The organism is uncultured Paraglaciecola sp., assembly GCF_963977085.1.
In the GTDB taxonomy this organism is placed as follows: domain Bacteria; phylum Pseudomonadota; class Gammaproteobacteria; order Enterobacterales; family Alteromonadaceae; genus Paraglaciecola.
The window spans coordinates 56078-67748 of sequence record NZ_CAXBNC010000004.1 but is presented as its reverse complement, the minus strand read 5'-3'; the positions used below and the strand labels follow the sequence as shown (position 1 = coordinate 67748).

Here is an 11671-nt window from a genome sequence, read left to right as displayed (position 1 = left end):
CCCTATTGAATACAGAGAGGCGTGTGCATAGAAGGCGACTTTTAATCGTTTTAGTTTGGAGGAGTTATTTAAGATATTAAGGTAGCAGGGTTCATCTAGGTCTAGCGTTACAGTCACAGCTAGATTTCTTGTTTGAATAAATGAATCACTAGAGAACACTAAATAGCCGCAACACTCTTTAACGACAGGACATTTTTGAGCGCACTAAGAGTGCGTGAAATCCCTTTCAAAAAGAGTGCTTGGCCATCAACTAGCGATGAAAAACCTAGTTAGAATTTGAAGCAATATTCAAAGGTTTGTTATTTTTGCTTCGCATTACATCTATTACCGCTTCTATTCCTTGTTGGCGAATTATAGAGGCAAATTCATTGCGTTTGCTGGATAACAAACTGATCCCTTCTGCCACTAGATCGTAAGTTTTCCACTCTTGCGTTTTTTTGTTTTTACGTAACTTAAAGCTAATGCGTATATCTGGGTTACCGGCCTTTCTAATAATAGCCTTAACAGTCATATCATCTTGATTTTCAGCACTTTTAACAGGTTCAAAAAGCAGTTCCTGGCCGCCATAACTTGATAATACTACGGCAAAGTTAGACACCAAATATTCCCTAAATTCGTCTACGTATTCAGGAATTTTGTCTTTAGGTACAGATCTAAATTGACTACCCAACACTTTAAACGCAGCAAATTTATGATCAATATGGGGCATCAACTCCTGCTCTATTATTACTCGTAGTTGATCCGGGTTGGCTTGGATGTTTGTTTGCTCTAATTCAATTCGCTCAAAGGTAGCCTTAGTGACTTTTTCTAACAATACCTGAGGGTTGATGGTGTCTGCATAACTTAAGCTCGCAAACAAAGTGACCAATATAAGCAGTCCAGTTCGACTGAAATGACCCACCATTTTCGACAATTTTGTATTCATGTGTGTAACCGCTTAACTCATTTATCTTAATGGCGAGAGTATGGACTTCAATTTGACATAAATATAATTATATATTTATATATGACACATTTCATAACGTGATGTATTATTAAGTTATAATTTTTCATCTGGACAAGTTATGCGCCCACAAGAACTCAACCTTTTAATGGTATTTGATGCCATCATGACCGAACGTTCAATTACCCGAGCTGCCCATAGGTTATCTATGACACAACCCGCGGTATCAAACTCGGTCAGCAGAATGCGAGCCGCTTGGAAAGATGAACTCTTTGTCAAAGATGGCCGTAATATACAGCCAACCTTACATGCACAAAATCTCTGGAATCAGATCCGTGCCCCTCTTACTGCACTTACCGAAGCGGTTGATCCCAAAAGTTTTGATCCTGCAACCGCCAAACGAACATTCCGTGTCGCAGTAAATGACATAGTTGTGGATATGGTTTGGGCAGAATTACGCTGCATTTTCGAGAAGGAAGCGCCGGGCGTTAATATCCATGCCATTCCCTATACCATAGTTAATACAGATCAGGTTTTGGAAAATGCCGAAGTAGACATGGTGATTGGTGGAACTGGAGTGATATCAAGCACCTTTAGAGCTGAATATTTATTTTCACCTACTTATATTTGTATCATGAATCATGATCACCCATTAGCAAAAGCAAACCTCAGTATAGAGGAATTCGCTGCGGCAGATCACCTCTTGGTATCCTTGTCGGGCGATATCACCGGATATACCGATCAGGTTTTGCTGCAACACGGATTATCCAGACGCGTTGCCGTAACGGTTAATCATTTCTCTTCAGTTGCCAATTTAATAAAGCGTAGTGACCTGATATGCGTGATCCCAATTTCTGCTGTTGCTAACGAAATCATTGCCGGAGAGATCGCAGCCACCAAACTCCCATTAGAACTAATGCCCCAACAAGTTTCCACCATTTGGCACAAACGCCAAGACAGAGACCAAGGATTAATCTGGTTGCGAGAACACTTTAAACGGATCATCAGTAAAAACGTCGAACTGGAAACAGCGCAGGTTATGGATAGTTTATGCAAGAATAATCCAGAAATGTGTAAGGGAAATCAAGAACACACTCCCCTGATTAATCCGTAACAATGATGCTGTGTATATTGATAGATTGAGTCGGTATTGTTTTAAATCGGCATTTTCACGATATTCACTTATTGAAAGAGGTTATCTTGTGAGTAGCTTAGCAACAGTGGGGGTTAGTCAATGACAGGTAATAATTGATATTCATGACCGCATTCCAGTTTTTGTTTTTGTTCTTGTTCTTGTTCTTGTTCTTGTTCTTGTTCTTGTTCTTGTAAATCAATGGTTAGAAAATATGTTTTGCCATCACAAACACCTTTAGGAATGAAAATCGCCACTGGGTAAATAAACACTCTATTCTTAAAACCTAAGTACTGTTATTGTTAGATATAACAAAAATATGAACATGGACTGTATGTTGACAAAACAACTAGGCTCTTTAGTAGTCGTTGGTACAGGTATTAGTGTTGCGGGCCAAATGACTCTATTAACCCAGAGTTATATTGAAAACGCAGACATAGTGTTTATGGGTATCAGCAATACTATCGCCGAAAATGTGGTTAAAAAACTAAACCCAAATACTGTGCAGTTAGATGACCTGTACCAAGCAGGTAAATCTCGCGCTATTACATACCAACAGATGACAGATCGAATTGTAGACGCAGTAAAAGCAGGGAAAAAAGTCTGTGCTGCCTTTTATGGTCACCCCGGGGTATTTGTTAACCCATCCCATGGGGCAATACAAAAAGTACAAGAATTGGGGTTACGGGCTGAAATGTTGCCCGGTATTTCTGCCGAAGATTGCCTGGTCGCTGATTTAGGTATCGACCCGGCTCGATATGGTTGTCAGTCTTACGAAGCCACTCAGTTTTTATTTCGTGATTATAAGCTCGACCCGCATATGACTCAGATTATCTGGCAAATAGGCTTAGCAGGAGAAGCCACACTTGGCGTGTTGAATGCAGAACACTGCAAAGCGGGCTTAACGCTTTATCAAGAAATTTTAATGGAAATGTACCCAGCGAATCACGAAATCATTCTGTATGAAGCGGCCACCATGCCATTGTATGGCCCTAAAATTGAACGTTTCCCATTATTTAATTTAACCAATTGTAAACCCACACTCATTTCAACCCTAGTGGTGCCTTCGTTGGGGTTACCCGACTATCATCAGGTACGTTTAGCAAAACTGGGGTTGACTCAAGAACAGGTAACGGGTTTCCGGAATACTTAATTTCACAACTGTACTTATTTTAATCAACCTAAAAGGAAAATATGATGGCTAAGTCCCTCGCTGATTTTTTAGAAGAACTAGATTCGAATGCTGAACTTAAAGAAGCTTATCTTAAAGATCCAGTGGCCACCGCTAAGACTTATGGTCTAACCGATGAAGACGTTAATGTGATTAAAAATAAAGATTGGGATACGGTGAAAAAACTATTTGAAAGTTCAGGAAAAGGATCCAAAGTCCACACATATTAAACTTTGACCTTTAACACTTTAATAAGAGAAGTTAAGTCCGTTGTTATCAGCGGTCTTTTAGCTTGTGCTGTGTTTTCAACTTGCCTTTATGCAAAGGTTGATGAAAGTGTCAACGAGCAACTCGAATTATTAAGAACACAAATTCAAACTAATGACCCCGCTGTCCCTGATAAAATTGAGTATTTTAGACATTTCTTTTTGAACCATTCAGACGCATTTAATGAAAGTGCGTTTTTAAATGTTTGGGCCTACGCCAATTTATTAAATCAAGATTTAGAAGCGGCGTACGAAAAGTTACTACAGGCGCGTTCAAAAGCAGAACTTTCTGAGAATAAACTACAACTAGCGGAAACCTTTCGGCTTGAGGGCGCGATATTAGACACAATTGGAAAATTTGGCGTTGCGATAGAAGCATTAAATAAAGCGTTTGCGCTATTCAATGAATTAAAAAGCCCAAAAGTTCTAAGTGTTTATAGCTCATTATCAAACGTTTACCTTTCATTAAACGATTACCAAGCCATATTAAAGAATTCCTATCGACAACTTGCTGCGGCGCAAGAGTACAACGATAAAAATTTTGAAGGACTTGCATTTTACCGTATCGCAATGGCACAAACCATGTTGCACAAATTGACCGATGCTGAAGTCAACTCCACCTTAGCAATAAAAATATTAAAGCAAACTGACTACCCCTTTATTGGCGTTGTATATTGCTTACTTGCTGAGCTCAACATTGCCCAAGGCAATTTTGACCTAGCGTTAAAAAATATTAGTCAATCCATTGAAGCCGATAGAAAAGTAAACTTTTTATACAATGAAGTTCCGCGACTTTTGCTGTTAACTGATATCTACCATCAACAAGGAGATACCCCTAAGGCCATAGCCGAGTTGACGAAAAGCGTTCGTATGGACGCCATGAAGAAAGACCAAACTCAGTACCTACAAATTTTAGAAAAGCTCCTTGAGCTTACAGAAATAACAGGAGATGAAAGCGCACAACTTGGTTATTTAAAACAATACAACGAGCTATACAAACAGAATTTTAACCAGAAACAGTCACAATTGTTGGCGCTAAATAATGTTCGCCTCAATGTCTTTGAAAAAGAAAAAGAAATTAATCTATTACAAAAAGAAAACGAATTACAGCTGCAAAAGAACCTCATTCAAGATCAGAATAATCAATATCAACTGTATTTCACCCTGACTGTATTTGCCGCCCTGCTGATAGTCGTTGCTTTGTTAATACGCACTCTCAAGCAGCGAGCGCAACTTAATCGTTACTCACAAGAACTCAAACAAGCCACTCAAGCTAAGTCAAACTTCCTTGCACGCATGAGCCACGAAATTCGCACGCCTATTAATGCTATTTCTGGTTTGACTAAGTTGATGCAACGATCCGCAGTGAATCATGACGACATGACCAACTTGCGACAAATTGATGAAGCCTCACATTCTTTGTTAGGCGTTATTAACGACATCTTGGATTTTTCAAAAATTGAAGCTGGCAAGTTAGATATCTCTACCACGAGTTTTCAGCTGGATAAAACGGTTAGTCAGGCTATTCGTTTACAATTGATACATGCCCACCAAAAAAATATTGAACTCATTCAGCATATTGCTCGAGACGTGCCTATACATTTGCAAGGTGATGGGTTTCGAATTCAACAAGTACTCGTTAATTTACTCAGTAATGCAGTGAAATTTACTGATGAAGGTTTGGTATATGTCACTGTAAAAAACAAAGTCTCTGAGCAAGGAGGGGTACTAGAGTTTGCAGTCAAAGATACCGGCATTGGACTCACTCAAACTCAAATGGATGGATTGTTTGAGTCTTTCGCTCAAGTAGACGAGTCTATTTCTCGCAAACACGGCGGTACCGGGTTAGGCCTAGCCATTTGCAAGCAACTCGTTGAGTTAATGGGTGGCAAAATCTGGGTGGAAAGCCAGCTTGGTGTAGGCACCACGTTTTATTTTACCCTGCCACTTAAAGAGGATAAAACTCAGCACATTATCTCGCCATCAAAACAACTCTCTAGCCTTAAAGTATTAGTCGCAGACGATATACATTTGTCACGCCAAGTCATCTCAGAGATCCTACTGCAGGCAAACATTAAGTCAGATTTAGCTGACGGCGGGCAAGAAACCTTAAAGAAAATGCGTCTTGCGGCTGCAAATCACCAGCCTTATGACGTATTGATACTAGATTGGAAAATGCCAGATATCGACGGTCTAGAAGTAGCGGCCATTATTAATCAGGAATTTAACGCTAATAAACCCAAAATCATTATGTTGTCTGCCTTTGACTTCCTAAAAATGCAGCATAAAGCCAATCAATTAGGCATTAGCGTTTTTATTGAAAAACCCTTTAGTGCCAGCGAGTTAATCAATAAGTTGCAAGAAGTAGCATTTAATCTAAAACCGAATAATTCACTTTTCTTTACAGAAATGAAAAATGTTCCAGATCTAAGCACCAAGCGTATTTTATTAGCAGAAGATAACAAGATGAATCAAAAAGTAGCACTTGGTTTCTTAAAATATACTAATGCAGAGGTCGTGCTAGTTGAAAATGGTTTAGAGGTGATTGAAGCCTTTAAACATCAAGGCAACTTTGACTGTATTTTAATGGATGTGCAGATGCCAGAGATGGATGGGTTATCAGCGACATTGACTCTGCGTAAGGAATTAAAGTGCAACTTACCAATTATCGCCATGACGGCCAATGCCATGAATCAGGATTTACAAAAGAGTGCTTCAGTAGGAATGACTGCACATATCACTAAGCCAATCGATCCAGAATATTTTTATCAAGTACTAGCTGAAATTTTGCTGGTTAGTCCGCAGGCACTACCCGAAACCTTACAACAATCTGAGTTAAATACTGAGAATCAATCTGCAATAGATCCCATCGAAACACTGTTGATAATGGATCAACCCAACGCCATGCAAAGGCTATTTGTAGACGAAGATACCTTTGTCAGCCTATTAATGGATTTTATTGAAAAGAAACCCACCATTAATACCTTGGGCACACTCATCGCAAAAAATGCATACCAAGACATTTATAAAATTACTCACGACCTACTGCCGGCGCTCACTTATATTGGCGCCGATAACTTAGCAAAATTGGCAAAATCAATTGAATCCACTATCTATAATGAAAAACAAGAGAGCACCCCAAAATTCGCAACACAATTAATGCGTTTTAATCAGGCGATGCTCGAAATAGTGATAAAAATTGAAAAGCAATTACTAGACAGTCAAAGTTAATTTTTAGTCCTATAATATTACAGGTCTTTTTAAGGGGTTTCCTTGACACTCGTTTAGTAATAAAAGTCTGTTAATGGAAAAATAAGCACACAGTGACTAGGTATCGTTATTGGCCATCAACTAGCGATGAAAAACCTAGTTAGTATTTGAAGCAATATTCAAAGGTTTGTTATTTTTGCTTCGCATTACATCTATTACAGCTTCTATCCCTTGTTGGCGAATTATAGAGGCAAATTCATTGCGTTTGCTGGATAACAAACTGATCCCTTCTGCCACTAGATCGTAAGTTTTCCACTCTTGCGTTTTTTTGTTTTTACGTAACTTAAAGCTAATGCGTATATCTGGGTTACCGGCCTTTCTAATAATAGCCTTAACAGTCATATCATCTTGATTTTCAGCACTTTTAACAGGTTCAAAAAGCAGTTCCTGGCCGCCATAACTTGATAATACTACGGCAAAGTTAGACACCAAATATTCCCTAAATTCGTCTACGTATTCAGGAATTTTGTCTTTAGGTACAGATCTAAATTGACTACCCAACACTTTAAACGCAGCAAATTTATGATCAATATGGGGCATCAACTCCTGCTCTATTATTACTCGTAGTTGATCCGGGTTGGCTTGGATGTTTGTTTGCTCTAATTCAATTCGCTCAAAGGTAGCCTTAGTGACTTTTTCTAACAATACCTGAGGGTTGATGGTGTCTGCATAACTTAAGCTCGCAAACAAAGTGACCAATATAAGCAGTCCAGTTCGACTGAAATGACCCACCATTTTCGACAATTTTGTATTCATGTGTGTAACCGCTTAACTCATTTATCTTAATGGCGAGAGTATGGACTTCAATTTGACATAAATATAATTATATATTTATATATGACACATTTCATAACGTGATGTATTATTAAGTTATAATTTTTCATCTGGACAAGTTATGCGCCCACAAGAACTCAACCTTTTAATGGTATTTGATGCCATCATGACCGAACGTTCAATTACCCGAGCTGCCCATAGGTTATCTATGACACAACCCGCGGTATCAAACTCGGTCAGCAGAATGCGAGCCGCTTGGAAAGATGAACTCTTTGTCAAAGATGGCCGTAATATACAGCCAACCTTACATGCACAAAATCTCTGGAATCAGATCCGTGCCCCTCTTACTGCACTTACCGAAGCGGTTGATCCCAAAAGTTTTGATCCGGCCACTGCCAAACGTACCTTTCGAATCGCTGCAAATGACATATTCGTTGATATGGCTTGGGCGGAATTACGCTGCGTTATCGAGAGAGAAGCACCAGGCATTAATATTCATGCCGTTCCCTATACCATAGTTAATACAGATCAGGTTTTGGAAGATGCTGAAGTGGATATGGTGATTGGTGTCACAGGGGTAATTTCAAGCACCTTTAGAGCCGAATATATGTTTGCGCCTATTTATATTTGTATCATGCACCATGACCATCCTTTAGCAAAAGCGGATCTAAGTCTGCAAGAATTTGCCGATGCGGATCACCTTTTGGTGTCATTATCCGGTGATGTCACTGGCTATACTGATCAAGTTTTACTGCAACATGGTTTATCGCGACGTGTTGCCACAACAGTTAATCATTTCTCCTCAGCTGCTAACTTAGTCAAGCGCAGCAACTTGATATGCGTCATCCCCATATCAGCGGTAGCCAAAGAAATCATCTCAGGAGAAATTTCTGCCACTAAGCCTCCTATAGAAATCATGCCCCAACAAATTTCCGCCATTTGGCACAAACGTCAGGACTCGGATCAAGGGTTAGTCTGGTTACGTGATCAATTAAAACGCATCATAAGCCGCAATGTAAAACTCGAAACAGCTCAAGTGATGGACAGTTTATGTAAAAGCAATCCAGAGTTGTGTGCAGGCGAATAAAAAGTAAAACACAACAACACTAATTGACTTTACCTATTGAAGTCACTTCAATAAATCATGCATAGTTGTCATTGTTGCTGTTTTACTTAAATTTATTAAAAGATCCAATTCCAATGACAACTAATAATACACCAGCGCTAATTCGTATTTTTTAATATATGAAACATCATAAAGAAAAAGAAAGGCTAAGGCTTATGGTGCTGATTGACTCGTTGAGTCAGTCAGCACCAAAAGACCAATCTTCAGTTGAACTGCCTTTACATCCCAAACGAGAAAAAATAAAAGCGGTGATTGGTCACTGTGGCAAACATCTGTTTAGCACACAATCTAAAGCCAAGGCAGCAGTAATATACCGGCTAAAAAAGGGAGCAGGTACCTCACAACTATTCACCTATTACTGTGACCTATGTAAGGGATGGCACATGACATCACAACCTCAAAAATAGTGCCTGTGAGGGATTATTCGTTAATACAATCGGTCCATTGCCCCAAGGCGCATTAAATAAAGTTGTTCTCTGCTCAGTGTCAGCCAGATCACATAGGTTTTCAAAACTTCCTTGCATACGACACATTCAGAAAATCCATACCAGGATTATGATCATTCAATCCGCCATTTGAATAATGCATATAACGCACAGCCAAAGACTCTTCTAGTTGCTCCCCAAACTCCAAGATCAAACCTAAACGATCTTCAAACTGATAGTGGGAACCAATATCTTTGCCAGCAAAACGAGTATCTGTGATCAAGGACACACCTATACCAAATTCCCATTTAAGAGGATATTTACCATATAAAGTATCGAACTGATTCGAAAACACTGGTGACAATGCAATCGCATAATTCGTTTCATGTTGGTTTTCCTGACCAAATTCCCAGAAGTTCAAACTAAGCTCCCAATACAAATCAAGCTCGCCCAGCCATTCAAAGGTTGTGACTTGAGTGTGATAGGGACGATAAGCCAAGCGTACCCCCACTAGGTCGCTTTCACCATGCAAATAGTCAACTGCTACAGATTGTCCGCTAGCCTGCACATTTGGGCTAGAAAGCGAGAAAACAGAAATACCCAAAAATAAAAATAACCAACGCATACCAATAGATCCTAAATAAAATTTAACGTTCTCAGCACAAGGCAAATAGACAGGAATTTATTTCCTTGCCTCTACTGAATTTTGAGAGGCAGGAGTATGGAGATTTTAAACACATAAATATAATTATATTTTTATATGTGAAACATTTTAATTTGTGATGAATAATATAATAGGTGTATTCAATTGAGCCAGTCAAAGATAAGCAAAGCCACAGACTGCAGTGCACAGAAAATTAGTTGATTAAAAGGGGAGCGCCCAGTGACCTTTCAATAAAGTTTTCCATCAGATCTACTGCTTTACTTACAACTATTTCCCCCTAAACAGCCATTGTCATAACTCTGACGCATTTCATTCGTACACTTCCATAGTTAAACAATATTGGAAGGTCATATGAGTGAATTAGCTAGCACAATTGAATCGAGCAATTCAGATCGCGCGTCAAATAATCTGTCACAATGGCTAGCCGTTGCCGCACTGGTGTATTTACTTATATGTGCCGTGAGTATAATTGGTGGTGGTTTTAAAATGGCCGCAGGCGGACACGCAAAGGAACTCTTTGAATTTGCCAGTAACCCCTTTGCAGGCTTAGTGATTGGCACGGTAGCCACGGCATTGATCCAATCATCTTCAACTGTCACTTCTATTATTGTGGGATTAGTTGCTGGTGGATTACCGGTCTCGGTTGCTGTGCCTATGGTTATGGGTGCCAATATTGGTACGTCTATTACCAACACCATTGTCTCTTTAGGTCATGTCAAAGCAAAAAAAGAATTTGCGAGAGCCTTCTCTGCAGCCACGGTTCATGACTTTTTTAATTTGTTATCAGTCGTTATTTTTTTACCGCTAGAAATCGCTTTTGGACTGCTTGAGAAGTTAGGATCTATGCTAGCCCAGTTAGTTTACGGGGGAAGTGAAGTATCTATGCACAGTTTTAATTTTGTTAAAGCAGCAACGGCCCCAGTAGTCAGTAATGTGAAACAAACATTGCAATCATTTGGCGATCAAACTGGCGGTATCATTTTGATTATTATCGGTATAATCCTAATTTTTGTGTCTATTACGTTAATAGGCAAACTACTCAAAAAACTCATGGTAGGCAAAGCTCGAGAGATCATGCATGCTGCCATTGGCCGTAGCCCTCTTTCTGGCATATTTTCTGGCACAATGGTTACAGTATTGGTGCAGTCATCGTCAACCACCACCTCACTAATGGTGCCACTGGCAGGTTCTGGTTCCTTTAGTTTAAAACAGATTTACCCTTTCACATTAGGCGCGAATATTGGTACATGTGTTACTGCAGTGTTAGCAGCAACGGCAGTAACAGGTAATAGTGAAGCGGCGTTACAAATCGCCTTTATTCATCTCACCTATAATATTTTAGGTGTGGTATTAATATATGGCGTGCCCCTTTTACGTTATGTGCCAGTGCGTTGCGCCGAATGGTTAGGGCACAACGCCTCTGAAAATAAGATGCTTGCTTTGGTTTATATTCTAAGTGTATTTTTTATCGTACCCGCATTGTGCATTATTGTTTCAAACCTACTTCAGTAAGGAGTTAACTATATGACTAATGTCAATGTACTAAGCACCGAACGTCTACGCACTTTAATTGCAGATACTGAAGGCACACTTAAACAACTCACACTTGAACTGGAAAGACGGGAGTATTTGAAGCAAGAAAATGCAATCGAACATTTAGAAGAGCATATGAAGGACGCCGAACTCAGTTTAGACACTATTCGCCAATTTCTGGCTTATCTAATCAATGAACTTAAAGACCGAGAATAAAGGCTTCAGTATCCTCACTTTAAATACCTGAAGGTATTTATCACATGGAGTTTAGAGCATTAGAGCAGCTAATAGGGCGATAATAAGTCTGTTAACTAAAACGATAAGCTAAATCAACAACCCTGCCCCGTTACGCCAGTTACACCTCCCT

Annotated in this window: 12 protein-coding genes; 8 read left to right on the top strand and 4 right to left on the bottom strand. The window is 39.4% G+C overall.

The window, feature by feature from the left end:
- Positions 1 to 265 precede the first annotated feature (265 nt).
- On the bottom strand, positions 266 to 925 hold the full coding sequence (locus tag AAC000_RS06130; protein WP_339721026.1) for an ABC transporter substrate-binding protein: 660 nt from the start codon (positions 923 to 925) through the stop codon (positions 266 to 268).
- 139 nt (positions 926 to 1064) lie between these two features.
- Between AAC000_RS06130 and AAC000_RS06125 the strand changes: the two genes are divergently transcribed.
- The gene (locus tag AAC000_RS06125; protein ID WP_339721024.1) at positions 1065 to 2057 is read left to right on the top strand and encodes a LysR family transcriptional regulator; all 993 of its coding nucleotides are present in this window, start codon (positions 1065 to 1067) and stop codon (positions 2055 to 2057) included.
- Between the two features lie 113 nt (positions 2058 to 2170).
- On the opposite strand, the gene AAC000_RS06120 is transcribed toward AAC000_RS06125, so the two are convergent.
- The gene (locus tag AAC000_RS06120; protein ID WP_339721022.1) at positions 2171 to 2347 is read right to left on the bottom strand and encodes a hypothetical protein; all 177 of its coding nucleotides are present in this window, start codon (positions 2345 to 2347) and stop codon (positions 2171 to 2173) included.
- Positions 2348 to 2409: 62 nt separating this feature from the next.
- Between AAC000_RS06120 and AAC000_RS06115 the strand changes: the two genes are divergently transcribed.
- From AAC000_RS06115 to AAC000_RS06105, 3 genes are all read left to right on the top strand, one after another.
- Entirely contained in the window at positions 2410 to 3228 is an 819-nt protein-coding gene (locus tag AAC000_RS06115; protein ID WP_339721020.1) for an SAM-dependent methyltransferase, read from the top strand.
- A 44-nt stretch (positions 3229 to 3272) separates the two neighbouring features.
- Positions 3273 to 3476: a hypothetical protein gene (locus AAC000_RS06110; protein ID WP_339721019.1), complete on the top strand. Its 204-nt coding sequence runs from the start codon at positions 3273 to 3275 to the stop codon at positions 3474 to 3476.
- Between the two features lie 69 nt (positions 3477 to 3545).
- Positions 3546 to 6743, top strand: a complete 3198-nt coding sequence (locus tag AAC000_RS06105) for a response regulator (protein ID WP_339721018.1) — start codon at positions 3546 to 3548, stop codon at positions 6741 to 6743.
- 135 nt (positions 6744 to 6878) lie between these two features.
- On the opposite strand, the gene AAC000_RS06100 is transcribed toward AAC000_RS06105, so the two are convergent.
- A complete protein-coding gene (locus AAC000_RS06100) occupies positions 6879 to 7538 on the bottom strand; it encodes an ABC transporter substrate-binding protein (RefSeq protein WP_339721016.1) in 660 nt (219 codons plus the stop codon).
- A gap of 139 nt (positions 7539 to 7677) precedes the next feature.
- Here AAC000_RS06100 and AAC000_RS06095 point away from each other — a divergent pair, with 139 nt between their 5' ends.
- Positions 7678 to 8643, top strand: coding sequence for a LysR family transcriptional regulator (locus AAC000_RS06095; protein WP_339721014.1), 966 nt, complete (start codon positions 7678 to 7680; stop codon positions 8641 to 8643).
- Positions 8644 to 8801: 158 nt separating this feature from the next.
- Entirely contained in the window at positions 8802 to 9089 is a 288-nt protein-coding gene (locus tag AAC000_RS06090) for a hypothetical protein (RefSeq protein WP_339721012.1), read from the top strand.
- Between the two features lie 100 nt (positions 9090 to 9189).
- Here the strand turns inward: AAC000_RS06090 and AAC000_RS06085 are convergent, their stop codons facing one another.
- Positions 9190 to 9732 (bottom strand): acyloxyacyl hydrolase, encoded by a 543-nt coding sequence (locus AAC000_RS06085; protein ID WP_339721010.1) that lies wholly within the window; start codon positions 9730 to 9732, stop codon positions 9190 to 9192.
- A gap of 390 nt (positions 9733 to 10122) precedes the next feature.
- Here AAC000_RS06085 and AAC000_RS06080 point away from each other — a divergent pair, with 390 nt between their 5' ends.
- Both AAC000_RS06080 and AAC000_RS06075 read left to right on the top strand, forming a co-directional pair.
- Positions 10123 to 11283 carry a Na/Pi symporter gene (locus AAC000_RS06080; RefSeq protein ID WP_339721008.1) on the top strand — a complete coding sequence of 387 codons (1161 nt, stop codon included), beginning with the start codon at positions 10123 to 10125 and terminating at the stop codon, positions 11281 to 11283.
- A gap of 12 nt (positions 11284 to 11295) precedes the next feature.
- Positions 11296 to 11520 carry a hypothetical protein gene (locus tag AAC000_RS06075; RefSeq protein ID WP_339721006.1) on the top strand — a complete coding sequence of 75 codons (225 nt, stop codon included), beginning with the start codon at positions 11296 to 11298 and terminating at the stop codon, positions 11518 to 11520.
- The last annotated feature ends 151 nt before the right edge of the window (positions 11521 to 11671 follow it).